29 protein-coding genes are annotated in these 26,822 nt (G+C 70.6%); 11 read left to right on the top strand and 18 right to left on the bottom strand.

Annotated elements, in window-relative coordinates:
- Positions 1-261: 261 nt before the first annotated feature.
- On the top strand, positions 262-1,563 hold the full coding sequence (locus AB0I77_RS26930) for a serine/threonine-protein kinase (protein WP_363285264.1): 1,302 nt from the start codon (positions 262-264) through the stop codon (positions 1,561-1,563).
- A 21-nt stretch (positions 1,564-1,584) separates the two neighbouring features.
- On the opposite strand, the gene AB0I77_RS26925 is transcribed toward AB0I77_RS26930, so the two are convergent.
- Together AB0I77_RS26925 and AB0I77_RS26920 are read right to left on the bottom strand one after the other, a co-directional pair.
- Positions 1,585-2,298 carry a TIGR03943 family protein gene (locus AB0I77_RS26925; RefSeq protein WP_363285263.1) on the bottom strand — a complete coding sequence of 238 codons (714 nt, stop codon included), beginning with the start codon at positions 2,296-2,298 and terminating at the stop codon, positions 1,585-1,587.
- Positions 2,295-3,314, bottom strand: coding sequence for a permease (locus AB0I77_RS26920; protein WP_363285262.1), 1,020 nt, complete (start codon positions 3,312-3,314; stop codon positions 2,295-2,297). Before AB0I77_RS26920 ends, AB0I77_RS26925 begins: the two co-directional genes overlap by 4 nt.
- 194 nt (positions 3,315-3,508) lie before the next feature.
- On the opposite strand from AB0I77_RS26920, the gene AB0I77_RS26915 reads away from it, so the two are divergent.
- On the top strand, positions 3,509-5,392 hold the full coding sequence (locus tag AB0I77_RS26915) for an NAD-binding protein (protein ID WP_363285380.1): 1,884 nt from the start codon (positions 3,509-3,511) through the stop codon (positions 5,390-5,392).
- Between the two features lie 86 nt (positions 5,393-5,478).
- Here the strand turns inward: AB0I77_RS26915 and AB0I77_RS26910 are convergent, their stop codons facing one another.
- On the bottom strand, positions 5,479-7,296 hold the full coding sequence (locus AB0I77_RS26910) for a prolyl oligopeptidase family serine peptidase (RefSeq protein WP_363285261.1): 1,818 nt from the start codon (positions 7,294-7,296) through the stop codon (positions 5,479-5,481).
- 131 nt (positions 7,297-7,427) lie between these two features.
- On the opposite strand from AB0I77_RS26910, the gene AB0I77_RS26905 reads away from it, so the two are divergent.
- Positions 7,428-8,213, top strand: coding sequence for an SURF1 family protein (locus AB0I77_RS26905; RefSeq protein WP_363285260.1), 786 nt, complete (start codon positions 7,428-7,430; stop codon positions 8,211-8,213).
- A 111-nt stretch (positions 8,214-8,324) separates the two neighbouring features.
- Here AB0I77_RS26905 and AB0I77_RS26900 read toward each other — a convergent pair whose 3' ends face one another.
- The 4 genes from AB0I77_RS26900 to AB0I77_RS26885 form a co-directional block, all read right to left on the bottom strand.
- Complete coding sequence (locus AB0I77_RS26900; RefSeq protein WP_363285259.1) at positions 8,325-9,371, bottom strand: hypothetical protein; 1,047 nt, start codon at positions 9,369-9,371, stop codon at positions 8,325-8,327.
- Between the two features lie 135 nt (positions 9,372-9,506).
- Complete coding sequence (locus AB0I77_RS26895) at positions 9,507-10,103, bottom strand: SigE family RNA polymerase sigma factor (RefSeq protein WP_363285258.1); 597 nt, start codon at positions 10,101-10,103, stop codon at positions 9,507-9,509.
- A 470-nt stretch (positions 10,104-10,573) separates the two neighbouring features.
- Positions 10,574-11,650: an aspartate-semialdehyde dehydrogenase gene (locus AB0I77_RS26890; protein ID WP_363285257.1), complete on the bottom strand. Its 1,077-nt coding sequence runs from the start codon at positions 11,648-11,650 to the stop codon at positions 10,574-10,576.
- Positions 11,650-12,942, bottom strand: a complete 1,293-nt coding sequence (locus AB0I77_RS26885; protein WP_363285256.1) for an aspartate kinase — start codon at positions 12,940-12,942, stop codon at positions 11,650-11,652. The genes AB0I77_RS26890 and AB0I77_RS26885 overlap by 1 nt, the downstream gene beginning before the upstream one ends.
- A gap of 199 nt (positions 12,943-13,141) precedes the next feature.
- On the opposite strand from AB0I77_RS26885, the gene AB0I77_RS26880 reads away from it, so the two are divergent.
- Together AB0I77_RS26880 and AB0I77_RS26875 are read left to right on the top strand one after the other, a co-directional pair.
- Entirely contained in the window at positions 13,142-13,855 is a 714-nt protein-coding gene (locus tag AB0I77_RS26880) for a response regulator transcription factor (RefSeq protein WP_363285255.1), read from the top strand.
- Complete coding sequence (locus AB0I77_RS26875; RefSeq protein WP_363285254.1) at positions 13,852-15,231, top strand: HAMP domain-containing sensor histidine kinase; 1,380 nt, start codon at positions 13,852-13,854, stop codon at positions 15,229-15,231. The genes AB0I77_RS26880 and AB0I77_RS26875 overlap by 4 nt, the downstream gene beginning before the upstream one ends.
- An 18-nt stretch (positions 15,232-15,249) precedes the next feature.
- On the opposite strand, the gene AB0I77_RS26870 is transcribed toward AB0I77_RS26875, so the two are convergent.
- Positions 15,250-15,750, bottom strand: coding sequence for an SgcJ/EcaC family oxidoreductase (locus AB0I77_RS26870; protein WP_363285253.1), 501 nt, complete (start codon positions 15,748-15,750; stop codon positions 15,250-15,252).
- Between the two features lie 156 nt (positions 15,751-15,906).
- Here AB0I77_RS26870 and AB0I77_RS26865 point away from each other — a divergent pair, with 156 nt between their 5' ends.
- The 4 genes from AB0I77_RS26865 to AB0I77_RS26850 all read left to right on the top strand — a co-directional run bounded on the left by AB0I77_RS26865 (position 15,907) and on the right by AB0I77_RS26850 (position 19,484).
- Positions 15,907-16,623 (top strand): sulfite exporter TauE/SafE family protein, encoded by a 717-nt coding sequence (locus AB0I77_RS26865; RefSeq protein WP_363285252.1) that lies wholly within the window; start codon positions 15,907-15,909, stop codon positions 16,621-16,623.
- Between the two features lie 179 nt (positions 16,624-16,802).
- Positions 16,803-17,846, top strand: coding sequence for a polyprenyl synthetase family protein (locus AB0I77_RS26860; RefSeq protein ID WP_363285251.1), 1,044 nt, complete (start codon positions 16,803-16,805; stop codon positions 17,844-17,846).
- A gap of 4 nt (positions 17,847-17,850) precedes the next feature.
- Entirely contained in the window at positions 17,851-18,726 is an 876-nt protein-coding gene (locus AB0I77_RS26855; RefSeq protein WP_363285250.1) for an ABC transporter ATP-binding protein, read from the top strand.
- Positions 18,723-19,484, top strand: a complete 762-nt coding sequence (locus tag AB0I77_RS26850) for an ABC transporter permease (RefSeq protein WP_363285249.1) — start codon at positions 18,723-18,725, stop codon at positions 19,482-19,484. Before AB0I77_RS26855 ends, AB0I77_RS26850 begins: the two co-directional genes overlap by 4 nt.
- A gap of 50 nt (positions 19,485-19,534) precedes the next feature.
- Here the strand turns inward: AB0I77_RS26850 and AB0I77_RS26845 are convergent, their stop codons facing one another.
- Positions 19,535-19,792 carry a hypothetical protein gene (locus AB0I77_RS26845; protein WP_363285248.1) on the bottom strand — a complete coding sequence of 86 codons (258 nt, stop codon included), beginning with the start codon at positions 19,790-19,792 and terminating at the stop codon, positions 19,535-19,537.
- A gap of 168 nt (positions 19,793-19,960) precedes the next feature.
- On the opposite strand from AB0I77_RS26845, the gene AB0I77_RS26840 reads away from it, so the two are divergent.
- Positions 19,961-20,527: a CAP domain-containing protein gene (locus tag AB0I77_RS26840; RefSeq protein WP_363285247.1), complete on the top strand. Its 567-nt coding sequence runs from the start codon at positions 19,961-19,963 to the stop codon at positions 20,525-20,527.
- A gap of 43 nt (positions 20,528-20,570) precedes the next feature.
- On the opposite strand, the gene AB0I77_RS26835 is transcribed toward AB0I77_RS26840, so the two are convergent.
- From AB0I77_RS26835 to AB0I77_RS26815, 5 genes are all read right to left on the bottom strand, one after another.
- The gene (locus tag AB0I77_RS26835; RefSeq protein WP_363285246.1) at positions 20,571-21,572 is read right to left on the bottom strand and encodes a hypothetical protein; all 1,002 of its coding nucleotides are present in this window, start codon (positions 21,570-21,572) and stop codon (positions 20,571-20,573) included.
- A 117-nt stretch (positions 21,573-21,689) separates the two neighbouring features.
- Positions 21,690-22,085, bottom strand: coding sequence for a hypothetical protein (locus AB0I77_RS26830; RefSeq protein ID WP_363285245.1), 396 nt, complete (start codon positions 22,083-22,085; stop codon positions 21,690-21,692).
- A gap of 25 nt (positions 22,086-22,110) precedes the next feature.
- Complete coding sequence (locus AB0I77_RS26825; RefSeq protein WP_363285244.1) at positions 22,111-23,049, bottom strand: hypothetical protein; 939 nt, start codon at positions 23,047-23,049, stop codon at positions 22,111-22,113.
- A gap of 308 nt (positions 23,050-23,357) precedes the next feature.
- A complete protein-coding gene (locus tag AB0I77_RS26820; protein WP_363285243.1) occupies positions 23,358-23,540 on the bottom strand; it encodes a DUF397 domain-containing protein in 183 nt (60 codons plus the stop codon).
- Positions 23,537-24,286, bottom strand: coding sequence for a helix-turn-helix transcriptional regulator (locus tag AB0I77_RS26815; protein WP_363285379.1), 750 nt, complete (start codon positions 24,284-24,286; stop codon positions 23,537-23,539). The genes AB0I77_RS26820 and AB0I77_RS26815 overlap by 4 nt, the downstream gene beginning before the upstream one ends.
- A gap of 135 nt (positions 24,287-24,421) precedes the next feature.
- Between AB0I77_RS26815 and AB0I77_RS26810 the strand changes: the two genes are divergently transcribed.
- Positions 24,422-24,829 (top strand): hypothetical protein, encoded by a 408-nt coding sequence (locus tag AB0I77_RS26810; protein ID WP_363285242.1) that lies wholly within the window; start codon positions 24,422-24,424, stop codon positions 24,827-24,829.
- Positions 24,830-24,879: 50 nt separating this feature from the next.
- Here the strand turns inward: AB0I77_RS26810 and AB0I77_RS26805 are convergent, their stop codons facing one another.
- The 4 genes from AB0I77_RS26805 to AB0I77_RS26790 all read right to left on the bottom strand — a co-directional run bounded on the left by AB0I77_RS26805 (position 24,880) and on the right by AB0I77_RS26790 (position 26,755).
- Positions 24,880-25,038: a hypothetical protein gene (locus AB0I77_RS26805; RefSeq protein ID WP_363285241.1), complete on the bottom strand. Its 159-nt coding sequence runs from the start codon at positions 25,036-25,038 to the stop codon at positions 24,880-24,882.
- A gap of 52 nt (positions 25,039-25,090) precedes the next feature.
- The gene (locus AB0I77_RS26800) at positions 25,091-25,750 is read right to left on the bottom strand and encodes a DUF5063 domain-containing protein (RefSeq protein ID WP_363285240.1); all 660 of its coding nucleotides are present in this window, start codon (positions 25,748-25,750) and stop codon (positions 25,091-25,093) included.
- Positions 25,743-26,342: a recombination mediator RecR gene (gene recR, locus AB0I77_RS26795; protein ID WP_363285239.1), complete on the bottom strand. Its 600-nt coding sequence runs from the start codon at positions 26,340-26,342 to the stop codon at positions 25,743-25,745. Before recR ends, AB0I77_RS26800 begins: the two co-directional genes overlap by 8 nt.
- Before the next feature lie 68 nt (positions 26,343-26,410).
- A complete protein-coding gene (locus tag AB0I77_RS26790) occupies positions 26,411-26,755 on the bottom strand; it encodes a YbaB/EbfC family nucleoid-associated protein (RefSeq protein WP_363285378.1) in 345 nt (114 codons plus the stop codon).
- Positions 26,756-26,822 lie beyond the last annotated feature (67 nt).

The following is a 26,822-nucleotide window of genomic DNA, read 5'->3' as shown; positions in this document are numbered from 1 at the left end:
GTCGGGGCCGTCGCAGGATGAAGGTCGGTTCGGCGCTGGCTGAACGTCGGGGCCGTCGCAGGATGAAGGTCGGTTCGGCGCTGGCTGAACGTCGGGATCGGCGCTGGCTGGACGTCGGTCCGTCGGCGGCTGAGCGTCGGGGTGGCCTTCGGCAGCCGGTACCCTGGGTCGGCTGCGGCACCCCCCACGAATGCCCCGCGCCATGCGGTGAGTTCGGCCTGCGGCGGTCGAGACGTCTTACGGCATGAGGATGACGAACAGGTGCTGATTGCGGGCCGGTACCGGCTGCACGACCCGATCGGACGCGGGGCGATGGGGGAGGTCTGGCGGGCCGTCGACGAGACGCTCGGCAGGACGGTGGCCGTCAAGCTCCTCCTCCCCCGCGACGCCGACCCCACCGCCGCCTCCCGCTTCCGGCTGGAGGCCCAGACGGCGGGGCGGCTCAACCACCCGCACGTGGTGGGGGTGTACGACTTCGGCGAGTACGAGGGCCGGCTCTTCCTGGTGATGGAACTGGTCGAGGGCGACAGCCTCGCCCGCCTCCTCACCACCGGCGGACCGCTCCCCGCCGACCAGGTCGCCCGGATCGCCGCCCAGGCCGCCGCCGGACTCGCCGCCGCCCACCAGCAGGGCATCGTGCACCGCGACGTCAAGCCCGCCAACCTGCTCATGGACGCCGACGGCACCCTGAAGATCGGCGACTTCGGCATCGCCCGCTTCGTCGACGACCCGTCCGGCGCGCTCACCACGACCGGCCAGATCGTCGGCACGAGCCTCTACCTCGCCCCCGAGCGGGCGCTGGGGGAGGCCGCCGGACCGGCCTGCGACGTGTACGCGCTGGGCTGCCTGCTGTATCAACTCCTCACCGGACGGCCGCCGTTCCAGGCCGACACGGCCGTCGCGATCCTGCACCAGCACCTCGACGCCGCCCCCGTGCCGCCCCGGCAGCTCGGCGCCGCCCTCCCGCCCGCCTTCGAGAACTACCTCCTCGGCCTCCTCGCCAAGCGACCCGAGGACCGGCCCACCGCGCAGCAGATCACCGACTGGTTCGCGGGCGGGGCGTGGGAGGGGCGGCCCGAGCCGTTGCCCGCACCGGCAGCGGCACCGGCACCTGCACCCTCAGTAGCCTCGGCGTCGGGGTTCCCGGCCGAGACCGGGCCCCCGACCACCTACGCGCTCCCCTCCGCCGCCGTACGGCCGCCCCGCTCACGTGGGCAGTTCGCGCGGCGGCCGAGGGTGCTGGGTACGGCCGCCGCCGTGGTCGTCTTCCTGGCCGCGATGCTCGCCGGGATGCTGTGGTTCTCGCCGGGCCACAGCTCTGCGGAGAGCCCACGCACCGGCACACCCGGCACACCCGGCACACCCGGCACTACGCCCCCCGCCCCCACGACTCCGGCGCCGACCGCGACCGCGTCCTCCCCCACGCCGTCCCTCCCCACGCCTACCGCCACCGCGCCCCCCACCGAGGGGGAAAGGAAGCAGCGCGAAGGCGCCCAGGACAAGCGCACGAAGGACGAAGCCGCAGACGAAGACGAAGACGAAGACGAGGCCGGCGAAGACTAGAACTGCTCGAGCTCGACTTCGTCAGGTGTTCCAGGTCTCGTCGTACGGGTCGTGCGGCTCCTGAACCGGTGCGGCGCCGCTGACCTCGATGAACGGTATCGGGCCGTCGTTCACCGGATCCTTGGCCTGCCGGGCGGTGTAGGTGCCGGTGATCTCCAGCCAGGTGTCCGGTTGCAGGACCGGCGGTATCCGGCCGGTCAGACCGACCTTGACCGGCTGGGCGTCCGCCGCGCAGCAACTCAGCGCCATGCGGACCAGGTACGGAGTCCCGGAGCGGTCCAGCGCGACGAAACCGGTGAGCTTGACCTCCCGGTCGCCCAGGGAACGTCCGTGGTCGTAGACCGCGCGGCCGGCGTAGTCGACCAGGCTGAGCCGCAGCGGGCCGGCGGCGGGCAGATCGTCGTAGCCGTACGGCTGTTGCAGGGCCGTACCGGCGCGCATGGCGCTGTAGGAGCCGAGGGCCGGCGGGGCGACCAGGATGAGCGCGAAGAGAGGGAGGACCAGGAGCCAGGAGACGCGGGGTTCGTGATGGTGCCCTCTGTGCTCTCCTGCTTTCGCCTGCTTCCGCTCGTACCACGCCGTCGCCAGCGCCGCCGCGATCAGTACGACGCCGGACGCCAGCACCAGCGGGCGCAGCCCGGCCTTGACGTACCGCAGGTAGAGGTCGGTGAGGCCCGCGTGCAGCAGGGCCGCGCCGAGCAGGAACAGGACCGCCGCCTGTGCCTGCCGGTTCACAGCAGCACCGCCCCGGTCAGGACCGACACCAGGACGGCGAGGACGAAGGTGGCGGGCGCGAACCGGACCGCGAAGCCGCGGCCGAAGGTGCCCGCCTGCATCGCGAACAGCTTCAGGTCGACCATCGGGCCGACCACCAGGAACGCCAGCCGGGCGGTGAGCGAGAACTGCGACAGCGAGGCCGCCACGAACGCGTCCGCCTCCGAGCAGATCGACAGCAGTACGGCCAGGATCGCCAGCGCCAGCACCGACACCACGGGATGGTCCGCCGCCACCCCCAGCCACTGCTCCGGGACGACCGCCTTGAGGGTCGCCGCGGCCATCGCGCCCACGACCAGGAAGCCGCCGGCGTGCATCACGTCGTGCCGGACCGAGCCCCAGAACGCGGCCCCCTTGCCCTGGCCGTCGTACACCGAACGGGCCGGCGGGCGCAGCCAGTCGGCGCGGCCGAGGCGCTGCCACAGCCAGCCCATCGCGCACGCCACCAGCAGGCTCGCGACGAAGCGGGCGAGGACCATCTCGGGGTCGCCGGGGAAGGCGACGGCCGTCGCGGTCAGCACGATCGGGTTGATCGCCGGGGCGGAGAGAAGGAAGGCGAGTGCGGCGGCCGGGGTGACGCCCCGGCGCACCAGCGCCCCGGCCACGGGCACGGAGGCGCACTCGCAGCCCGGCAGCACCGCGCCCGCCATCCCCGCGACCGGCACGGCCAGGGCGGGGCGGCCGGGCAACGCGCGAGCGAAGAAGGACGGCGGTACGAACACCGCGATGGCCGCCGACAGCAGCACGCCCAGCACGAGGAAGGGCAGCGCCTGGACCATGACCGCGACGAATACCGTCATCCAGCTCTGCATCACCGGCGCGGACAGCGCCCGCCGGACGGGGCCCTGCGCCAGCACCATCAGGATCATCACCAGGGTGAGGACGAGAGGGGAGTTGAGTCTCCAGCCCTCACCGTTCGGCTGCGGAGGGGGCGGGTCCTCGCGCACCTCCTGCGGGGCTGCTTTGGTGACGGCCACGGCCGAGGTACCTCCGGTGGTGCGGAAGGGCGCTGGTTTCCCTCCCCATGAGTACGGCGGACGGAGCATCACCGTTCACCCCAACCGATAAGTGGCCACTGATGCATGGTGGAACCAACCGTCCGGTTGAGGCAGTCTTTCCCCTCGTGGGAAGCGTTCCGAATCAGAGTCAGCCGGGCGACGGCGACGCGCACATGGTGGTGTGCGGCGACGACGGGCTCGCGCACCGGCTGGCCGCCGAGCTGCGCGGGGTCTACGGCGAACAGGTCACGCTCGTCGTGCCGCCCTCCGAGCGCACGGTACGGCTGCCGGTGGTCGGACGCGCCCGCAGCGCATCGGCACTGCTCGACCGGGTGGTGAGCGCGGCCGTCAACCGGGCGGGCGGCGCCAACGGCCCTGCACCGGAACCGGTCGGGAACCAGCAGGTGATAGAGGCCGCCGAGCCCACCGAGGCCGCTTTCGCGGAGGCGGGCGTGGAGCGGGCGGCGGCGCTCGCGCTCGTGTACGACGACGACGAGACCAACATCCGTGCCGCCCTCACCGCCCGCCGGCTCAACCCCCGGCTGCGGCTCGTGCTGCGGCTGTACAACCGGCGGCTGGGCCAGCACATCGAGGAACTCCTCGACCAGGCCGCCGCGTTGGCGATGGGCGGCACCACGGGGCCCGCCGCCACGTACGACGCCTCCACGACCGTCCTGTCCGACGCGGACACGGCCGCGCCCGCGCTGGCCGCCAGCGCCATCGTCGGCACCAGCAAGGTCGTCCAGACCGACGGACTGCTGCTGCGCGCGGTGGAACGGCCGCCACCGCGGCCCGGCGACGTGGCCGATCCGGGACTGGCCACCCTGGCCCTGCTGTCCGAGACGAGCAACGACCCGGCCGGCGCGGACGGTTCCGAGAGCGGCGACCAGGGGCCGCGGCTGCTGCCCGACGCGGCGGCGGTACGGGACGCCACCGGGCGCGGAACCGTCGTACTGGAGCAGGTGTCGTACTCCGGGCCGGTGCTGCCCGCGGGGCGCGGGGTCGTGCCGCCGTTCGCCTCGCTGTTCTCGCGGCGGCTGCGGTGGTCGCTGGCGGGGATGGTGGGCTGTGTGCTCGCCCTCGCGGTCGCGTTGACGCTGGTCACCAAGGACCATCCGCTGCACGCCACCTACCTGACCCTGCTCGACCTCTTCGCCATCAACGATCCCGCCATCGGGGACTCCACGGGCCGTCAAATTCTCCAACTCCTCTCCGGTCTGGTCGGGTTGCTGCTGCTGCCGGTCCTGCTGGCCGCGGTGCTCGAAGCGCTGGGCACCTTCCGGAGCTCGTCCGCGCTGCGCAAACCGCCGCGCGGGCTCGGCGGCCATGTCGTACTGCTCGGGCTCGGCAAGATCGGCACCCGCGTGCTGCTGCGGCTGCGCGAACTGAACATCCCCGTGGTGTGCGTCGAGTCCGACCCCGAGGCGCGCGGGATGGCGACGGCACGGCGGCTGCGGGTGCCGGTGGTCCTCGGGGACGTCACCCAGGAGGGCGTCCTGGAAGCCGCGAAGATCCACCGCGCGCACACGCTGCTCGCGGTGACCAGCGCGGACACCACCAACCTCGAGGCCGTGCTGTACGCCCGCTCCGTCCGCCCCGACCTGCGGGTCGTACTCCGGCTGTACGACGACGACTTCGCGACCGCCGTGTACCGCACCCTCCGGGCCGCGCACCCGGGATCGTCCACCCGCAGCCGCAGCGTGTCCCATCTGGCCGCGCCCGCCTTCGCCGGGGCGATGATGGGGCGGCAGATCCTGGGGGCGATCCCGGTCGAGCGGCGCGTGCTGCTGTTCGCGGCCGTGGAGGTGGGCGGGCATCCGCAGCTGGAGGGCAAGACGGTGGGGGAGGCGTTTCGGGCCGGGGCCTGGCGGGTGTTGGCGCTTGACTCCGGCGGGCGGCAGGAAGAGTCGTCCGACGGTGAACAGTCTTCCGGGCTGGTGTGGGACTTGCCGGATACGTATGTGCTGCGGGGGTCGGACCGGGTGGTGCTGGCGGCTACTCGGAGGGGGTTGGCGGAGTTGCTGGGGCGCAGGAGCCGACAGCGGGCCGGAGCGTAGGGGCTCTGCCCCTACAACCCCGCCAGGGGGCTCCCGCCCCCTGGACCCCCGGCCTATGCCCACCCACCACCCGACTCGGTCGGCGCCTAGCTCGGCAAGTGCCTCGCCGCGAAGTCCAGCTCCAACCCCACCTGCTTGATGCGCTCGTCCACCACCAGCGAGCCGTGTCCCGCGTCGTACCGGTACACCTCGTGGAGCGCCCCTCTCGTCTCCAGGCGCTTGACGTAGTTGTCGATCTGGCGGATGGGGCAGCGGGGGTCGTTGACCCCGGCCGAGATGTAGACGGGGGCCTTGACCTGGTCGACGTAGGTCAGCGGAGAGGACGCCTCGAAGCGCTCCGGGACCTCCTCCGGGGTGCCGCCCAGCAGGGTGCGGTCCATGGCCTTCAGCGCTTCCATCTCGTCGTGGTACGCCGTGACGTAGTCGGCGACCGGGACCGCCGCGATGCCCAGGGTCCACGCGCCCGGCTGGGTGCCGAGGCCGAGGAGGGTGAGGTAGCCGCCCCAGGAGCCGCCGGTCAGGATCAGGCGGTCGGGGTCGGCGAGGCCGGAGGTGACCGCCCATTCCCGCACCGCCGCGATGTCCTCCAGCTCGATCAGGCCGACGCGGTGCTTGAGCGCGTCCGTCCAGGCACGGCCGTAGCCGGTCGAGCCGCGGTAGTTGACGCGGACGACCGCGTACCCGTGGTCGACCCAGGCCGCCGGGCCCGCCGCGAAGGCGTCGCTGTCGTGCCAGGTGGGGCCGCCGTGGATGTCGAAGACCGTCGGGAGCGGGCCGGTCGCGCCCGCCGGCTTCTGGACCAGGGCGTGGATGCGGCCCCCCGGGCCCTCCACCCACACGTCCTGCACGGGGACAGAGCCCGGGGACTGCATTCCGGGCGGGTCGAGGACGACCCTGCCGGTCGTGGAGCGGACGGCCGAGGGCTCGGCGGCCGACGACCAGAGGTACTCCACACTCCCGTCGGGGCGGGCCGTCGCGCCCGAGACCGTGCCGGCCGGGGTCGGGACCTCGACCAGTTCACGGTCGGCCAGGTCGTAGCGGAAGAGCTCGCTGCGGGCCTCGAAGCTGTGCGCGATCAGCAGCCCGGAGCCGTCCGGATACCACTCGGCGCCCACGTCACCCGGCAGGTTCAGGGCGAGGTCGGTCTCCTCGCCACTCGCCACGTCCCACACCAGGGGCTCCCAGCGACCGCGCCGCTGATGCCCGATGAGCAGACGGCTGTCGCCGTCGACGGGCGCGAAGCCGAGCACCTCCAGCCCCAGCTCTTCCGTGCCGTCCTTGGTGTCGTCGAGTTCGGCGACCCTCGTGCCGTCGGGGCGCAGGACGCGCAGCGCGGAGTGCATCGCGTCGCCGTGCTCGGTGTGCTCGATCGCGATCAGCGAGCCGTCGTGGGAGAGGTCGCCGACGCCCGCGGACTCGCGGTGCCGGTAGATCTCCACCGGGTCAGCGCCGGTGCGGGCGAGGTGGATCGTCGTACCGTCCTCGTCGGTCGAGCGCCCCACGACCGCCGTACGGCCGTCCCGCCCGAGGGCCAGGCCCGCCGGGTACGACGGATCCAGGCCCGGCGTGGCGAAGTCGTCCTCCCCTCCCCCGAAGGGCTGGCGGCGCCAGACACCGAACTCGTCGCCGTCCTTGTCGTCGAACCACCAGATCCAGCTGCCGTCCGGGGAGAGCACGCCGTCCGTCGTGCCGTTCGGCCGGTCGGTCACCTGGCGTTGTTCGCCTGTCGCACGGTCCCAGGCGTACAGCTCGTACGTCCCTGTCGCGTTCGACGCGAACAGTGAGCGGTCCGGGGCGTCCTCCGCCCAGTCGGGCAGTGACACCCGGGGCGCCCGGAAGCGCTTTTCCCAGTCCGGCATCTCCTCGTTCCGCTCGGGCGAGGCGGACCCGTTGCTCTCAGTCATGGCCCCATACTGCCTGCCCGGACCGACAATGCGCCGCCGAGGTCCCCAGCCTGTGGATAACTTCCGCCCGTCACCCGTCTCCGCTCACCCCGCGCCCCGGTCCTCCGCAGGTGCCCCGTACCTTGGAAGGCGTGTACCGGTTTCTGCTGACGCCCCGTTGGTGGGGGATCAACGTCTTCGTGCTGCTCGCCATCCCCTTCTGCATCTTCATGGGGTCATGGCAGCTGAGCCGCTTCGAGGACCGGGTGCAGGACCAGGAGAAGGCGACCGCGCAGGCCTCGACCAACGAGCGCGAGCCCGCCCGTCCGCTGGCGGGGCTGCTGCCCGTGGACAAGGCGACCTCCGGCAGGCAGGCCACCGCCACCGGCCGGTACGCCAAGCAGCTGCTCGTCCCGGACCGCGACCTGGACGGCAAGAACGGCTACTACGTCCTGACGCTGCTGCGCACCGACTCCGGCCAGGCCCTGCCCGTCGTCCGGGGCTGGCTGCCCGGCAACCCCGACCCGGCGAAGGCCCCGGCCGCACCGACCGGCGAGGTCACCGTCACCGGTGCCCTCCAGGCGTCCGAGACGCCCGGGGACAACGGCGTCAGCGCACAGGGCGGACTGCCGTCCGGGCAGACCGCGGCGATCAGCGCGGCGTCACTGGTGAACCTGGTGCCCTACGACGTCTACGACGCGTGGGTCACGCTGGACAAGGCGGACTCCGGGATGACGGCCGTGCCGGCGACGGCGCCCGCGGACTCGGGGCTGGACCTGAAGGCGTTCCAGAACCTCGGGTACACCGGGGAGTGGTTCGTCTTCGCCGGGTTCGTGGTGTTCATGTGGTTCCGGCTGCTGCGGCGGGAGATCGAGTTCGTGAGGGATGCGGAGTTGGGGCTGGTGCCGGACGAGGACGAGGCGCCGGTCACCGTCTGACGCCGGTGAGCATTTTCAGCCCGTCCGGCGTTTGAGGACGAGGCCGTTCAGGCCGAAGGGGGGTCTGGGGGCACAGCCCCCAGCGAGGCCGGCATCAACGCACGGTGCACCTCACACCCCCGCCAGCACACCCGTCCAATAAACAACCCCCGCACACGCGTTGGACACGGTCGCCGAAACCGACGGCGCCCCACCCTCCGCCGTGTTGGTGATGATGACGCTCCCGTCGGCCGTGCCCTCCGCGGGCATCAGCTGGGGCGCCGTGCCGGTGTCGCCGCCGGTGGAGGTGCCGCCCTGGTCGGTGGTGGGGTCCTCCGTGGGCGTCGGGTCGGTCGACGGTTCGCCCGTGCTGCCGCCGGAGTTGTCGCCCGTGGTGGGGCAGGTCTCCGAGGGCACCCAGGCGAACTTCACCTCGTAGGCGGAGCCCGGCTTGAGCAGCAGTGAGGTGACTTCGAGGGACGGGTCGGGCAGTGCGTCCGCCGCGTCCCCGGCGATGTGCCGGGCCGTGCTGATCTTGGTGGGGTCCGCCGCGCCCTGCGGGGTCGGGGTCACCGTGCCCGGACCGCTGACGGTGCAGCTGGCGCCGGAGATGTTCGTGATGCGGAAGGTGCCGTAGACGTTGCCGACGGAGTCGGGCGCGTCGGTGGTCTCGGTGGCCGAGCCGAGCTCGGCGGACGTACACGCCGGGGCACTCATCGCGACGGAGGCGGAGGGGTCGGCCACGCCGCTGCTCGCCCCGGTGGCGGTGCCGGGGGCCTGGCTCTTCCCGGTTTCCTTCGGGCTGTCCTGGCCCTTGTCCTCGGTCTTGCCAGAGGTGCCGCCGGAGGTGCTCTCGCCCCCCTCGGGGCCCTTGGCCTCGCCGGAGCCGCCGTGCGCCTGTGAGGCGTGGCCGACGGCGGAGGGGTTGGCGTCCGAACCGGTGGAGTGGGAGACGTGCAGCAGGGCCGGGACGGCGGTGCCGACGAAGAGGGCGGCGGCCGCCATGCCGACGAGTGCCTGCCGCTTGCGTGCCCGTCGGGCGGGCACCGCCTTGCGCAGATGGTCCAGGGTGCCGTCACCGGGCGCGATCTCCTGGACCGCCTGGTGCAGCATCCTGCGCAGTGCCAGCTCGTCCGAGTCGAGCTCGGGGGAGCTCTGGTCGTCGGGGCCGTGGTTCACAGTTCGGTTCCCAGCGTGCGATTGCTTCGGCGCTTGCGTGTCCGACGGCACTGTCGGCTGGCGCCATTCATAGGGCTCATGGGGGACGCGCGGATGGCGCCGCCCATTGTGGTCACCGCTCATTGTGGTCACCGCTCATGCCGGCTCCTCCATGGCGACCCGCAGAGCGGCGATGCCGCGCGAGCCGTACGCCTTGACGGAGCCCAGCGACACCCCGAGCGTCTCGGCGACCTGCGCCTCGGTCATGTCCGCGAAGTAGCGCAGGACCAGGACCTCGCGCTGGCGGCGCTGGAGGCCCTTCATCGCCTTGATCAGGGAGTCGCGCTCCAGCTGGTCGTACGCGCCCTCCTCGGCGCTCGCCATGTCGGGCATCGGCTTGGACAGCAGCTTCAGGCCGAGTATGCGGCGGCGCAGGGCGGAGCGGGAGAGATTGACGACCGTCTGACGCAGGTAGGCGAGTGTCTTGTCCGGGTCCCGGACACGCTTGCGCGCCGAGTGGACGCGGATGAAGGCCTCCTGGACGACGTCCTCGCAGGAGGCGGTGTCGTCGAGGAGGAGCGCGGCCAGACCGAGCAGGGAGCGGTAGTGGGCGCGGTAGGTCTCGGTGAGGTGATCGACGCTGGTGCCGGCCGCCACCGTCTCGTCGGCGCCGTCACGCTGGTTGGGTATGCGGGCGGGGCGCGCTGCGGGCATGGGCGCGATCACCGGCATGCCACCGGGCGCGCCGGGCATGCGGGGTCGTAGGGACGGGCGGGGCGGCCGTAGAGCCGTCGCGCCGCGCGTTCCCGGAAGGAAATCGAGTACCTCAGCCACGCCAGTTGGACACGCTCCCCCCCGTCAGGGTTGTACGCGAACGCCTGTCTTCTGTCAGGCAGCACAACTGACCGTGCGTCAAACGCGCTCATGCCCTACCCGCTCTTCCCCTATGTCCTGAATGACTGGAGCGTCCCCACGCTCCGCACAGCGCCCCGAGCCACCGAATGGGCGTCCGCAAAGACGCTCCCCGCCCTCCGCGTGGTTGCGGAGGGCGGGGAGCCAAATCTTTGGACGCCGCGAGGGCTCGGTTCAAGTGGTCCGGACCATCATACGGATGAAATGTCGTACATCCAGATCACATGCTGTACATAGATCTTACAAATGTATGCGCTTTCAGCGAGGTCTTTTCCGGCGATCACGGCTTATCCGGGCGATCGGCCCGCGCCTCACGGAAACTCCGCCGCCACCAGCTCCGCGATCTGCGCCGTGTTGAGCGCGGCGCCCTTGCGCAGGTTGTCCCCGCAGACGAAGAGTTCGAGCGCCGTGGGGTCGTCGAGGGCCCGCCGCACCCGACCCACCCAGGTCGGGTCGGTGCCCACCACATCGGCGGGCGTGGGGAACTCCCCCGCCGCCGGATTGTCGAAGAGGACGACCCCGGGGGCCGTGGCGAGAATCTCCCGCGCCTTGCCGACGGTGACCTCGCCCTCGAAGCGGGCGTGCACCGTCAGGGAATGCGTGGTGATCACCGGCACCCGCACACAGGTGACCGCGACCGGCAGCCTGGGCAGTCCGAGGATCTTGCGGGACTCGTCCCGCACCTTCATCTCCTCCGACGACCAGCCGTCCTCGCGCGGCGACCCGGCCCACGGGACGACATTCAGCGCGACCGGCTCCGGGAACGGCCCGGTGTTGTCCCCGACGGCCCGCCGTACGTCACCGGGGCTGGTCCCCAGTTCCGTGCCGGCGACCAGGGACATCTGCTGCCGCAGGGTCTCGACACCGGCGCGCCCGGCCCCGCTCACCGCCTGGTAGGAGGAGACCACCAGCTCGCGCAGCCCGAACTCGGCGTGCAGCGCACCCAGCGCCACGATCATCGAGAGCGTCGTGCAGTTGGGGTTGGCGATGATCCCGCGCGTCCGCATCCGCGCCGCGTGCGGATTGACCTCCGGGACGACCAGCGGCACATCCGGGTCCATCCGGAAGGTGCCCGAATTGTCCACGACCACCGCGCCCTTGGCGGCGGCGACCGGCGCCCACTGGGCGGACACCTCGTCCGGTACGTCGAACATGGCGACGCCGACCCCGTCGAAGGCCTCCTGAGACAGGGCCACCACCTCGATCTCCTCACCGCGCACGGCCAGCTTGCGGCCGGCCGAGCGCGGCGAGGCGATCAGACGGATCTCGCCCCAGACGTCCGCCCGCTGGGACAGGATCTGGAGCATGACCGTGCCGACCGCTCCGGTCGCTCCCACGACCGCGAGCGTCGGACGTGCGGACCGCGTGGCCCGCCCGGCACCGGCCATCAGCGGCCGGTGCCCCCGTAGACGACGGCCTCGTCGCTGTCGGAGTCGAGCCCGAAGGCGGTGTGCACGGCGCGGACCGCCTCGGTCACGTCGTCGGCACGCGTGACGACCGAGATGCGGATCTCGGAGGTCGAGATCAGCTCGATGTTCACGCCGGCGTCGCTGAGCGCCTCGAAGAAGGACGCCGTCACGCCCGGGTTGGTCTTCATCCCGGCGCCGACGAGCGAGATCTTCCCGATCTGGTCGTCGTAGCGCAGCGTGTCGAAGCCGATGCCGTGCTTGTTCCGCTCCAGCGCGTCGATGGCCTTGCGGCCCTCGGTCTTCGGCAGCGTGAAGGAGATGTCCGTCAGACCGGTGGAGGCGGCGGACACGTTCTGCACGACCATGTCGAGGTTGATCTCGGCGTCGGCGATCGTGCGGAAGATGACGGCCGCCTCGCCCGGCTTGTCGGGCACGCCGACGACCGTGATCTTGGCCTCGGAGGTGTCGTGCGCGACACCGGAGATGATGGCCTGCTCCACCTTCTGGTCCCCTTGCTGCTGTGTATTTCGAACGAGTGGCTCGCTGCTGACCCACGTGCCCTGCAGCCCACTGAAGGAGGAGCGGACGTGGATCGGGATGTTGTACCGGCGGGCGTACTCCACACAGCGGTGGAGCAGCACCTTCGACCCGGAGCTGGCCAGTTCGAGCATGTCCTCGAACGAGATCCAGTCGATCTTCTGCGCCTTCTTCACCACGCGCGGGTCGGCGGTGAACACGCCGTCGACATCGGTGTAGATCTCGCACACCTCGGCGTCGAGGGCGGCGGCGAGGGCCACCGCCGTGGTGTCCGAGCCACCGCGCCCCAGCGTGGTGATGTCCTTCTTGTCCTGGCTGACGCCCTGGAAGCCGGCGACGATGGCGATGTTGCCCTCGTCGAGAGCCGTCCTGATCCGGCCCGGCGTGACATCGATGATCCGCGCTTTGTTGTGGACCGAGTCGGTGATGACGCCTGCCTGGCTGCCGGTGAACGACTGGGCCTCGTGGCCCAGGTTTTTGATCGCCATGGCCAGCAGTGCCATGGAGATACGCTCTCCGGCGGTCAGCAGCATGTCGAACTCACGCCCGGCAGGCATCGGGGATACCTGCTCGGCGAGATCGATCAGCTCGTCCGTCGTGTCGCCCATCGCGGAAACGACGACGACCACCTGGTGGCCGTTCTTCTTCGCTTCCACGATCCGCTTGGCGACGCGCTTGATGCCCTCGGCATCGGCTACGGAGGAGCCTCCGTACTTCTGCACGACAAGGCCCACGTGCGCTCCTCGCTCAGTCCGTGTGTGTCGGCTCAGTTTACCGAGCGTCCGAAATTCCCTGCCCGGTCACCGCATGGTGAGATGTCCGGCCGCTCGTCTCGGACTGCACATGCCCTGCGCACACCATTGACACTCGGAAAAGTGTGGTGGGTCACAGACGGGCCGCTGTCACTTAAGTTTCAAGCACTAAGATCCGCCCGTGCACGTACTTCTCGTCGAAGACGATGAACCGGTAGCCCAGTCCCTGCGGCGCGGCCTGACCCGCTACGGCTTCGAGGTCGACTGGGTCAGCACGGGCGCGGCCGCCCTGGCCCACCCCGAGCCCTACGACGTCGTACTCCTCGATCTGGGTCTGCCCGACACGGACGGCCTCGACGTGTGCAGGGCGCTGCGCCTGCGCGGGGACGTGCCGATCATCGTGATCAGCGCGCGCAGCGACGAGACGGACCGGGTGGTGGGACTGGAGCTCGGCGCCGACGACTACGTGTCCAAGCCGTTCGGCGTCCGTGAGGTCATAGCGCGGATACGCGCGGTGATGCGGCGCGTGCAGCCGCGTACCGCCGCCGAGAACGGACCGGACCGCTACGGCTCCCGCCTCGCCGTCGACCGCAAGGCGGCCCGCGTCCGGCTGGACGGCGAGGAGGTGACCCTCGCGCCCAAGGAGTACGACCTGCTGGCCTTCCTCACCGAGGAGCCCGGCGCGCTGATGTCACGCGAACAGATCATGGAAGCGGTCTGGGACGCGAACTGGTTCGGCCCGACGAAGACGCTGGACGTGCACGTGGCGGCGCTGCGGCGGAAGCTGGCGGGCGCGATCACGATCGAGGCGGTTCGCGGCGTCGGTTTCCGCCTGGAGATCGTCAAGGACGGCGACGACGGCAACGGCGGTAGCGGCGGTAGCGGCGCCTCATGAACCGCCAGCTCATCCGCAGCTACATCCTGCTCGTCGCGGTCGCGATCCTCCTGTTCACCGTGCCGGTGGCGTTCACGCTCACCGACCAGCTGCGCGAGGACACCCGGCTTTCCGTCCGGCGCGAGGCCGACACCATGGCGCTGCTGCTGGGCAACGGCGACGACAGGTCCTGCGAGGCCCTGGAGGCGATGGCCAAGGCCTATCCCGAACAGGTCCAGGTGACCGCCACCGACGGCTGCGTCCCGGACCTGCGAGAGCCCACGGCGGACGCGGCGCTCACCCGGGCCGTGGAGGACGACGAGCCCACCACCGACTGGGGCGCCGACTTCATCTGGGGCAAGCACCTGGTGATCACGGTCCCCGCACACGAGCGGGCGGCCGACGGGGAGTCCGGCAAGGGCCCGGTCGTCGGCGCCGTACGGATCGTGTACTCGACGAACGACATGACCACCAGGTTCTGGGGAATCTGGGGCTTCCGGGCCGGCCTGGCCGTGCTCGTCCTGGCGACGGCGGCGGCGATCGGCGCGGTCGCCGCCCGCCGGATCACCCGGCCGCTGCGCGAACTCAACACCATGGCGAGCAAGTTCAGCGACGGCGACCTGACGGCGCGCTCGGAGGTGACCGGACCGACCGAGACCCAGACCCTCGCCCGCACGCTCAACCAGGCGGGCGAACGCCTGGACACCCTGATCGCCTCCCAGCGGATCTTCGTGGCGGACGCGTCCCACCAGCTCCGTACCCCTCTTACGGCCTTGCGGCTGTCCCTGGACAACATCGCGGACGGCGTGGACGACGAGTTCGTACGGGAGGACGTGGAGCAGGCGACCGCCGAGGTGGTCCGGATGAGCCGCCTGGTCAACGGCCTGCTGGTGCTGGCGCGCGCCGAGGCGAAGGTGACGGCGGCGGAACCGCTGTCCCTGCGGGACATCGTGCACGACCGTCTGGCGGTGTGGAGGCCGGCCGCCGACGAGCGCGGAGTCACCATCGCGCTCAGGGGGAGTATCGACGGCCGGCCGCTTGTGCTGGCCAGCCCCGGTCACCTGGACCAGGTGCTGGACAACGTGCTTTCGAACGCCCTGGAGGTGTCGCCGGACGGCGGCACGATCACGGTCAGGGCTCAGGCACAGGGCGACGAGGTAGCGCTGTCCGTCCTCGACGAGGGGCCCGGCATGTCGGACGCCGAGAAGTCCCGCGCCTTCGACCGCTTCTGGCGCGGCCAGGGCCTGACCGGCCGCTCCGGCTCCGGGCTCGGCCTCGCCGTCGTCAAACAACTGGTGACGGACGACGGCGGAACCGTGTCGCTCCGGGACACCCCGGGCGGCGGGCTGTGCGTGGAGATCCGGCTGCGGGCAGCGGGACAGCGGGCCGGGGGCTGAGGCAGGAGCGGCTCGGTCTCAGCTCTCGGGCATCACCGAGGAGTGGTGGTTGGCGATCAGCCACTTGCCGTCGATCTTCTCGTACGCGTACGAGTAGCGGGCCTTGACGACTCTCTTCTCGCCGGTGTCCTTGTCGGTGAGCGTGAACTCGTAGACACCGGTGTCGATGGCGGAGTTGCTGTCGAGGACGTCGACGATCGTGTCGATCTTCTTGCCGACCGGCTTGTTCTCGAGGAAGTGGTCGAAGTAGTCGACGATCTCGGCACGGTCGGTGCGGACCTGGTTGGAGACGGTGGGCAGGAGAACCGCGTTGTTCGCGTACAGGTCCGCCACCTTCTCCGAGTCGCCGGTCCGCAGGGCGGCGTTCCAGCCGTCGAACAGGGAGGCGATCTGCTGCGTGGAGGGCTTGGCCTCGGACCCCGACCGGGCCAGGCCGACGCCGGCGGTGATCGAACCGGCGGCGACGAGGGCGGCGGCGGTGACGATGGCTGCGCGCTTGGTTATGGAACGACGGGTCATCGCTGTCTCCAGTGCTCGGTGCTCGGTGCTCGGTGCGTGACTCAAGACTCGCTGTGCACTGGTTAGGGCCCGTGCAGGTGACGTACAGGGCCAAGACAGGATGTAGCCAATTCACATGCCGTAGCGATGCCGTTACGGGTCTGAAAGGGGCGGGGAATGGCTGCGGTATTGCTGCCGGCGATCGTGCTGCTCGGTTCATCGGTGCAGTGGCTGACCGGAATGGGCTTCGCCCTGGTCGCCGTACCCGCCCTGGTGCTCCTGCTGGGCCCGTCGGACGGCGTCGTCCTCGCCAACTGTGCGGCCGGCGCGATCTGCGTCGTCGGCCTGGCGGGCGGCTGGCGACAGGTTCGGCCGGCCGCGATGGTCCCGCTGTGCGCGGCGGCGGCGTGCACGGTCCCGGCCGGGACCTGGCTGACCCGCCAACTACCTGAGCCCGAACTGCTGTTGGTGATGGGCGGGCTGGTGACGGCGGCCGTGCTTCTGGTCATGCGCGGCGTCCGGGTGGCGGCGCTGCGAGGCACCCGGGGCGCGGTGGCGGCGGGCGCGCTGGGCGGCTTCATGAACTCGGCGGCGGGCGTGGGCGGCCCACCGATCTCCCTGTACGCGGTCAACGCGGGCTGGACGGTACGGGAGTTCGTGCCGAACGCGATGTTCTACGGCGTGATCGTGAACGCGTTCTCCGTGGCGTCGAACGGGCTGCCGGAGCTGAGCGCGGCGCAGTGGGCGTCGGTGGTCACGGCGATGGCGGTGGGCGGGGTGATCGGCCGGGGGCTCGCGGGGCGGATACCGGAGACGCGGGCCCGGCAGCTGGTGTTGTCGCTGGCGCTGGTGGGTGGGGTCACGGCGGTGGGGAAAGGGCTGTGGGGGCTGTGAGCCTGCCTGATTGTCGGCTGGGTGCATCGTCATGAGGCTGGGCCGCCTCAGTGATCCTTTCGCCGCGGGGTGCGCCGAGGTTTTCGGCACCGCGCGGCAACCGATTGACTGGCATGCCATATGGCGCGGACCTTCACCGCCGCATCCTCCCGTTCGTTTCCCGTTGTGAGGAGTAGTGCATGTCGCAGATCACCGACCCGGCCCCGGTGCGTGCCTTTCCACGTCTTGGCTGGGTTGACGATTTGCTCTTCCCCGCGCTGCGCAAGGCGGTCGAGGCGCTGCCGGCCGCGGAGAGCAGGGTGGCCGGATACCACCGGGGCTGGTGCGAGGCGGACGGCACGCCGACGCCGCCGTCGTCCGGCGGGGGGAAGTCGGTGCGTCCCGCTCTGACGCTGCTGTCGGCGGTGGCCGTGGGCGAGTGCCCTTCGGTCGCGGTACCGGGCGCGGTGGCGGTGGAGCTGGTGCACGACTTCACGCTGCTCCACGACGACGTCATCGACGGTGACGCGCTGCGCCGGCACCGGCCGGCCGCGTGGTCCCTGTTCGGCACGCCGGCCGCGGTGCTCACCGGTGACGCGCTGCTGGTGATGGCGATGCGCGCGCTGGCCGAGGCGCCGCCCGAGCACGCCGCCGCGGCGGTGCGGGAACTCGTCGCCGCACTGCTCGAGTTGGTGGAGGGCCAGAGCCTCGACGTGGTGTTCGAGAAGAGGTCCGAGGTGTCGGTGGCGGAGTACCTGGCCATGGCGGAGGGGAAGACGGGTGCCCTGATCGGCTGCGCCTGCGCGCTGGGCGGGGTGCTGGCCGGCGCGGATGCCGAGCGGGTGCGGGGGCTGCGGGAGTTCGGGCGGCGGCTGGGGGTTGCCTTCCAGTGCGCGGACGACGTACTGGGCATCTGGGGCCGTACCTCACGAAGCGGCAAGCCGGTGGGGGCCGACCTCGCCGCGCGGAAGAAGTCCCTGCCCGTCGTGGCGGCCCTGGCCGGCACCGGTGCGGCCTCGGAGCGGCTGCGGGACGTGTACCGCTCGTCCGTTCCCCTGGACGAGCGGGATGTCGAGGTGGCGCGCCGCCTGGTGGAGGAGGCGGGCGGGCGGGAGGCCGCCGAGCTGGAGGCGCGGCGTCAGATGACGGCCGCCCTGCGGTCCCTGTCCTTCGCGCAGCCGACCGCGGACGCCTACCGGCAACTGCACGACATCGCCCAGGCCATGACGCGGCGCGAGTCCTGAAGCCGTGCGGGACACCGAACACAGCACAGCCCTGCCGAGTGACCTCCCGGCCGTGGCCGCCTACGGACTCCAGGTGACCCGCGGCTCCCAACCGGTGCTGCGGGACGTCACGTTCACCATTCCGCGGGGCCGCATCGTCGGCCTGCTCGGCCCCAGCGGCTGCGGCAAGACAACGCTGCTGCGCTGTGTGGTCGGGGTTCAGCAGGCCGGCGCCGGTCACGTCCAGGTCCTCGGCCACACCGCGGGCGCCTGGCCGTTGCGTACCCGCGTCGGCTACGTCACTCAGGCCCCGTCGGTGTACGCGGACCTGACCGTGCTGGAGAACCTGCGGTACTTCGCGGCCGCTCTCAACATGCGGGGCTGGCAGCGCGAGGACGCCGTCGTCCGCGTGGTGAAGGAAGTCGATCTCGCCTCGTACGCCGACCAGCCGGTCGCCCGGCTGTCGGGGGGCCAGTACTCGCGGGTGTCGCTCGCCGTGGCGCTGCTGAACAAGCCCGACCTGCTGGTGATGGACGAGCCGACGGTCGGTCTCGATCCGATGGTCCGTCGCGAGCTGTGGCTGGTCTTCCAGCGCCTGGCCGAGGAGGGCACCACGCTGCTGGTCTCCAGCCACGTCATGGACGAGGCCGACCGCTGTGACCGACTGCTGCTGATGCGCGCGGGCCGGCTCCTGGCCAGCGCGGACCGGGAGACCCTGCTCAAGCACACCGGCTGCGCCGATGTGGAGGAGGCGTTCATGCACCTGGTCACAGCCGCCGGCGCGGCGGAAGACCGCGCCCGGGAGCGGGCCGCCGTCAGCAGTCCCCTGTCCCACCTGCTCGACCAGCCGGGCGCACCCGAGGCCGAGCGGGCCTACTTCGCCACGGACACCCTCTCGTGAGCATCACGTCCTTCGCCGACCGGCTGCCCTTCTCGCCCACCATCACCGGTGCCACCGCGGTACGCGTGCTCCAGCAGATCTCCCGCGACCGCGGCAGCACCGCCCTGCTGCTGGGTATCCCCTGCATGCTCATGGTGCTGCTCAAGCTGATGTTCCGCGGCGCGGAGCCCACCTTCGAACGGGTCGGCCCGCAGGTCTTCGGCATCTTCCCGGTCATCGTGATGTACCTGGTGGCGTCCGTGTCCACGCTGCGGGAACGCACCTCCGGCACGGCCGAACGGCTGCTGACCATGCCGGTACGGCGCCTGGACATCGTGCTCGGCTACAGCCTCGCCTTCGCCTTCCTGGCGCTTGTCCAGGCCGTCCTGTCCACGCTGCTGGCCATCGGGCCCCTCGACCTGGACATCAAGGGCCCCGCCTACCTGCTGATGGTCATCGCCATGCTCGGCGCTCTGCTCGGTCTTGCCCTGGGCCTGCTGGTCAGCGCCTTCGCCCGCAACGAGTTCCAGGCCGTGCAGTTCCTGCCCGCCGGTGTCCTGCCGCAGTTCCTGGTCTGCGGCCTGTTCGTGCCCCGCGAGGAGATGCACGGTGCGCTGTCGGGCGTCGCCAAGATCATGCCGATGACGTACGCCGTCCAGGCCGCGGGCGAGGCCGCCGCCCACACCGGCGTCACCGGAGTCTTCGTCCGGGACGCGCTGCTGATCCTGGCGTGCGTGATCCTGGTCCTCGTCGCCAGCGCGGCCACCCTCAAACGCTGATGAGGGCCGTCGCGCGACGGCCCTCATCGACATGGACATTCCAGTGCTTCTCAGTGCCCGGTGCCCCAGGCGAAACCGCCGGAGATGCTGCCGGACCTCGGGAACTCGAACGGACCGAAGCGCAGCGGGTGCTCGTAGTGGCCACCGCCACCGCCACCGTTACCGCCATCGTCACCGAATCCGTCCGGGCCGGGTCCGCTGACAACCGGCGCCGGCAGGGCCGAGGCACTGGCGGCCACGGTCCCGCCCGCCGTCAGCGCCAACGCGGCCAGCGACACCACAGCGGCACGGCGAAGCAGCAACGACATGACAAACCTCCACACGGAAGAAAGAGAATAGGGAAAGGCGCGCGAATGGAACTCTAGCTAAAACGCCCCTTCCCACGACACCAAGAAAGGCCGTATTCCCCCGAACGAACCCGAACCCGAATCCGAACGCGAAAAGAAAGAGAAAAGAATATGACCGGGATGCGGCGGATGCCACGTGCTCTGTACGCGGTTCTCGCGATCCTGACCACCGCCGCGGCCCCGGCCTGGGCCGCCGGACCACCCGTGCCGCCACCGCCGCCCTACTACCAGGCGCCCCTGTGGCCGACCCCGTCCGCCGGCAGCCCCACCCAGCCGCCGCAACCCCACCACTCCCACGGCCCCGACCGCCGCGGCACCACCGAGGCCCGGCTGGTCTCCGCCGTCAACGAGCACCGCAGGCAAGCCGGCTGCCGGCCCCTGCGTCCGCACGCCGCACTCAACCGGGCCGCCCGCGCCCACAGCCTGCACATGGCCCGCCGGCAGCGCCTCACCCACGTCGGAGCGGGCGGCACGACCCTCGCCGAACGTGCGCGGGCAGCCGGATACCGCCCCCGATTCACCGCCGAGAACGTGACGGCCGGCCCCGCCGACGCGTCGGCCGCCGTGAGCGTATGGATGCGCAGCTCCCCGCACCGCGCGAACCTCCTCACCTGCCGCTACACCCACGCGGGCGTCGGTGTGGCGGCAGGACGCGGCGGCCCTTGGTGGACTCTCGACCTGGCCTCAGGGCACTGAGGCGGCCGGTGCCCGGCCCGCGCTGCTGGTGGTGGTCTCCTGCTCAGGCGAGATCCGCGTCCCACCACCAGGCGATGCCCGGCGCGCCCTCCACCGGGCCCGGCCGGGTGTCGGACGGCCGGTCGGCCCACACCAGGGCCGCGTCCTCCATCTCGTCCGGCCAGTGTCCGAGGCTCAGGTAGCGCGGCACACGCAGTCCCCACTCGTTGTTGCCCCGGATGCCGTACCTCAGCCCCTGGAGATAGGTGGCGAGCTCGGTGCCGGCCGTCGGGCGGACGCGGTCGTGCAGCTGGAGGAACCGCAGCAGGACACGATCGCGCAGTCCCGCAGCCGCCTCCACCGCCTCGTGCAGGGCAAGGGATCGCTCCTGCATCAGCACGGTGTAGATGTTCTGATCGGTCTCCTTGCCGACCAGTTCCTTGCGCAGGGAGTGCCGGTCGTTGTCCAGACCGGCCACGCAGATGGCCATCTCCGTCAGCGCGCGCACCGCCGGACGGTGCAGCTCCCGGTCGGTGACCTCCACGCCAGTCGCCAGCTCCAGCAGCGCGAAGGTGGGCTCACCGCCGCACGACAGCAGTCGCATGGCCAGGAAGTCGTCCAGGCCGGGCATACGGCCCACCGCCTGATTGCCGATCTGCCAGGCCACGCCCGACAGCCAGGCACGATGCGCGTGCACGAACCGGCGCACCTGCGGGGGCGGGGCGAACGAGCGGAAGCGGCCCACGATGTCCTGGAGCGCGGCGATGAACCGGTCCTCACCCCGCGCCGAGTGCGCCTCGCACGCCCGCTGCACCTGACCGGCCAGGGCGTTGAACTGCGCGGGGCGACTGCTCAGCGGCCCGTTGTCGCAGCGTGCGTCGTCGAACCCGAACCCCCAGTACACCCACAAGGCCGCCGCCAGCAGCCGGTCATCCTCGGCGACCGGGGTGACCCAGGCCATGAAGTCGGTGCTGTGGGTGGCTACGACCCAAGCTTTTTCCCGTTCGCTGGCACACATGCCACTACTGCCGATCCATTCGACGGCCCGCTTCTCGATCTGCCGCACACGAGGGTGGATGGCAGTCTCCAAAGGGCAGTAAATCGGCGGCAATTCCAGACCGGAAACGTGGGGGGTCACGGCAGAACACGACCTTCCAAGAAAGGCGATGGGGGGCTGCCACGATCATGCGAAACCGACCGATCGAAATGCGACATTCCATGCCCACCGCTCCGCGTGTGCCAACCGAAAGGGTTGCGTATCTGTCGCGGTTGACGGCCTTGGAGCACCCCTGAAGTGTCGCGCGGGTGCGAGCACGCCGTCCGCACGCATACGGCCGGTCCCGTCGATCCCCGTCTGCAAGCCCCGGTAGCTGTAAAGCCACGGGCCCCGGACTCGCACCGCCCATAGCCGCTGCAACCAGGCGACGATCTCGCTCCGGTCGCCGTCCGGGCCACGTTTCACCGTCAGCCGGCCTGCGATGAATTCCAGCCAGACGGTCTCGGGCGCGTGACGCTCCAGCTCCTCGAACTCCTCGACGGACATCTGCGGCGCCCTGACCGGCGCGTCCTGCACGTTCATACGCCACTCCCGCCTCGTACTCCGGTCACCTCCAACGCCTCAGCCCCACCGCACGGCGCAGCTCGTCGACGCGTTCGGTGACGTCCACGACCTCGTCGGCACCCGGCAGGCCGCCGCCCTGGCGCGGGCCGGGAAGGAACGTCTCCGGGACGGGCTCGCACACCGGCCCGTCCGCCTCGCACAGCGCCAGGCACTCGCTGCACAGCCCGTTCACGATCTCCACCGTGCGCTCGTCCGCGTCGCACAGACCGCAGGCCATGATCACGCGCGTCACCCGGGCACGGCGGGCGGCCTTCTGCCGGATCTTCGCCTTCTTCGGGGGCATCTTGCTCTCCAATCGGTTACGGGCGAATCCGCCCGGGTTGGCGACGGCGGGCGGCAGCCCGTCGGTCACGGCCTTGGTGATGTCGTTCGGCGTCGCGCCACGGGACAGCCAGTCGGCGGCGAGAGGTTCGAGGGAACGGCAGTCGCTGTCGGACAAAGGCATACGGGGGTCGGCGGCGCGGAGTTCGGCGAGCGTCTGGTAGGCCGTGCTGGGTTCGTCGGTGACCTGCTCCGCGTCCGGAGTCGCCTCCTCGGCTTCCTCGGCTTCCTTGGCTTCCTCGATACGGGCCAGCCCTGGCTGGTAGTGCTCCGTCACGTCCTTGCCGTGCCGCTCCCGCGCGAACTCCGCCCACCACTCCGGCGACCTGCGGGTACGCGACCAGTACGTACGTGTCACCCACCGCATCGAGTTGTCCTCGACGGTGATGTGTTCCTTGATCCAGCGCAGGTGGCCCGCGAGCGTGATGCGGCCCATCACGGTGCGGACGGCCTGCTGGCCGTAGTGGGGGTGTTCAGCCGCGATGACCTTGTAGCCCATGGCATGGCCGTCTTCGAGGTGGTCGACGAAGACGGCGATCTCGCGCTCGCGGGGGCTCAGATGTGCGAAGTCCGGGTCGGCGTGCGGGTCTTCGTCACCCACGGCGCGCTTTCCGTACCCCGTTTTGGCCATGGGGTGGGCGGGGGACGGCAGGGCAGGACTAAGGTTGGCGTAAGCCACGATCGAACCTCGTATTCGATGCGTAGGTCCAGGCCCCGGAGCCGGTGTTGGCGCACCGACCGGGGCCGATCTATTGCCGCGAACCTAGAGCGGCTTTACTCTCCGGCGCAAGCCGATCACGGAACGTCACCCGTTCGAGGGACGCTGCCTCAACTCACGTACAGACTTGGTTGGTTGGGTAGGTTTTCCACCCATCCCAGAACCCAATGGAAGAGCTCGAAGCCCGAGGCTCAAGCCCCGGGCTGAACTGCGGAAATGAACTCCGTCCAGGCGGGTGCCGTGAGGTGGAGTTCGGGGCCTGTGGGGTTCTTGGAGTCCCGGATGTGGATGGTGGCGGAGAGGGCGACTTCGACGCAGGCGCCGCCTTCGTTGTCGCTGTAGCTCGACTTGAACCACGTCAACTGGTCGCTCATGACTGATCCACCGTCCCCTCGATGAAGCGGGCTGACTCAGCGGGACTGAGAGCCTGTGCGCGGATCATGCTAATCCGCTGGGTCACGCGGCTGACAACCTCTGGGTCAGCCGATAGTTCGCTGGCGAACGGCCCTTCCGTGAAAGCGAACCGCTCGTGGTCATGCGTTTCCAGCAGCACCATCGGCCCCATGAGGGCGTCGCTGATGGCCCGCTCAAAAGGGAGCACCTGCAACACGACGTTCCGGAACCGAGACACCTCCACCAGCCAGTCCAACTGCTCCCTGTTCGCGTAAGGACTGTGCAGCGCCGCCTCGTGAAGGACGAAGCACAAGGCCACCGGCGGCCGTTGCGTGAGGATCTCCTGACGCTCCATGCGCGCCGCGACCCGCTCCTCCACGATCTCCTGCCCCAAGGGCGGGTAGCGGTTCTCAATCAGTGTTCGTGCGTACACCTTGGTCTGCAACAACCCGGGGATGAGCATGACTTCGTACCACCAGAGGCTGATCGCCTCGCGCTCCCGTGCCATGAAGTCCTGCGCCCGCGCCGGAAACCTCTCCCGCTGCAAGTACTCCTTGGCCGCGCTCAGAAACCCCTCCGCCTGGCACAACTCATCAGCCACATCGAGCACCCGGGACGTCGGCATCCGCACACCCTGCTCCATGGACTTGATGGTGTCCGGCGAGTAGTTGGAGGCGGCGGCCAGTTGCTCGCGGCTCACGTTCGCCTTGGTCCGCCAGCGCTTCATCTGGTTCCCGCTGTAACGCCAGGCCACAGGCACCTGGGAGTTGTACTGACCTGACACGGCACGCACCTCCGACGGATACACCCCGGCGTGTATCTCCTCAGTCGCTACCGAGCGTAGCCTCGCGAACGCCACTGTGTGACCATGACGAACGCAATTCACCGCCCCGACTGGATCCCCGCCTCCGGCCACCAACTCCGCGTGGCCGGCGTCCACTTCGACGCCGTACGGATCCAGGGCGTACGAGGAGAACTGGTCGCCGAGCGGATCATCGAGGTGACCGACGGGGACGCGGGGCCGATCGTGTGCGAGGCCGTCGGGTTCCGGTGGATGTACTTCCTGCTCGCGCCCGGTGAGGTACGGAAGCACAGCTGGCCGCTCGGCGTACAGCGGTTCGGCGGCAAGGGCGACCGTACGATCACGTACATCGGAATCCCGGCGCTGGACGGCAACACGTGGCCCCTGCGCTGGTACAGCGAGCCGACCCCGACCGCACCGTTCGTGGATCCCGGTCTGCTCGGGGCCGAGGCGGCGCGGCGGGGCTGAGGCGCGCAGCGGTCAGGCCGCGCCGACGGCCCGGTCTCCGTACTCGATGGTCACCGTGACCGGATTTCCCGCAGGCGGTGGCCCGCGACGTACGCCTCAGTCGCCTTACGCGCCGTCTGCTTGCGGGATTCCCACTCGGCGTCGGACGCCTCTGGCTGGTTCTCCCGCATCCGGCGCTTGACCTCGGTCCAGCGGCTGTACTGGCTCATCGGGCTTCCCGTCCTGCCTACCAGAGACACCTCACGAACACCGCCCGTTACGTTACTTCACCGTCCGCAACCCCAGCGGCTCCGCGATCTCCTCCACCATCACCTTGCCTGCCTCCACCTCGAGGGTGTCGTCGCCGAGGCTCTGGTCCGTGTCCAGGCCGTCGAGTTCGTCCAGGGGCTGGTTCAGGCGGACGTGGGCCACCACCGACTGGAGGGCGCGCAGTGTCGCCGAGGCCGTCGAGCCCCAGTTGGAGAAGTAGGAGAACTGCCACCACCACAGGGCCTCCGTGGTGCGGCCCGCGCGGTAGTGGGCCATGCCGTGGCGCAGGTCGGCCATGACGTCCGCCAGGTCGTCGGAGATGCGGGCCGGGACGGGCGCCTTGCGGGGCTCGTAGGGGTCGAAGACCTCCGAGTAGACGTCGACCGGTTCCAGCAGACGCGCGAGGTTCTCGCGGATCTGGTCGACGTCCGGCTCCGGGCCCAGGTCGGGCTCGTAGCGCTCGTCGGGGAGGATGTCCTCGTGCGCGCCCAGGCGACCGCCGGCCAGGAGAAGCTGGGAGACCTCCAGGAGGAGGAAGGGGACCGCCGAGTCCGGCTCGTCGCCCTTCGCGACCTCCGAGACGGCCACCAGGAAACTCTCCACCTGGTCCGCGATCTGGACCGCGAAGTCGTCGGGATTCTGGCTGGTCGCGTGCAGCTTGGCGTCAGACATCTAGGAGTCGTCTCCCCTCGAAGGCGCGACCGAGGGTCACCTCGTCCGCGTATTCCAGGTCGCCACCCACCGGGAGGCCGCTGGCCAGGCGGGTGACCTTGAGGCCCATGGGCTTGATCATGCGGGCGAGGTACGTGGCCGTGGCCTCGCCTTCGAGATTCGGGTCCGTGGCGAGGATGAGCTCGGTGACCGCGCCGTCCGCCAGGCGGGCCAGCAGTTCTCTTATGCGCAGGTCGTCCGGCCCGACCCCCTCGATCGGGCTGATCGCGCCGCCCAGGACGTGGTACTTGCCCCGGAACTCACGCGTGCGCTCGATCGCCACGACGTCCTTCGGCTCCTCGACCACGCAGATGACCGTCAGGTCGCGGCGGGTGTCGCGGCAGATGTTGCACAGCTCCTCCTGTGCGACGTTGCCGCAGGTCGCGCAGAAGCGGACCTTCGCCTTCACTTCCAGGAGGGCGTGCGCGAGCCGCCGTACGTCCGTCGGTTCCGCCTGGAGGATGTGGAAGGCGATCCGCTGCGCGCTCTTGGGACCGACGCCGGGAAGCCGCCCCAGCTCGTCGATGAGGTCCTGGACCACGCCTTCGTACAACGGACTGCCCGTCCTTCCCTGCTGGTTGAGGGTCCTTCTGTCCGTACGGTAGTTGGCCGGTGCCCCTCTTAGAAAGGCAGGCCGGGAATACCGCTGCCGCCGCCCAGGCCCTGGGCCAGCGGGCCCAGCTTCTGCTGCTGGAGAGTCTGCGCGTTCTCGTTGGCCGCGTGGACGGCCGCGATGATCAGGTCGGCGAGGGTCTCGGTGTCATCGGGGTCCACCGCCTTCGGGTCGATCTTGAGGGCACGCAGCTCGCCGGCGCCGGTGACCGTGGCCTTCACCAGACCGCCGCCGGCCTGGCCGTCGACCTCGGTCCGCGCCAGTTCCTCCTGCGCGTTCGCCAGGTCCTGCTGCATCTTCTGGGCCTGCTGCAGCAGCTGCTGCATGTTGGGCTGGCCACCACCGGGGATCACGATCAGCTCCTCATCCGTACGGGTTTTCCCGTTCAGCATGAGCCTACGTGGTCAGGGGAGCCGTCGC

The sequence above is a fragment of the Streptomyces sp. NPDC050619 genome, assembly GCF_040654815.1.
Classification (GTDB): domain Bacteria; phylum Actinomycetota; class Actinomycetes; order Streptomycetales; family Streptomycetaceae; genus Streptomyces.
The sequence above is the reverse complement of the archived record's forward strand: the minus strand, read 5'-3'. Positions and strand labels throughout refer to the sequence as shown.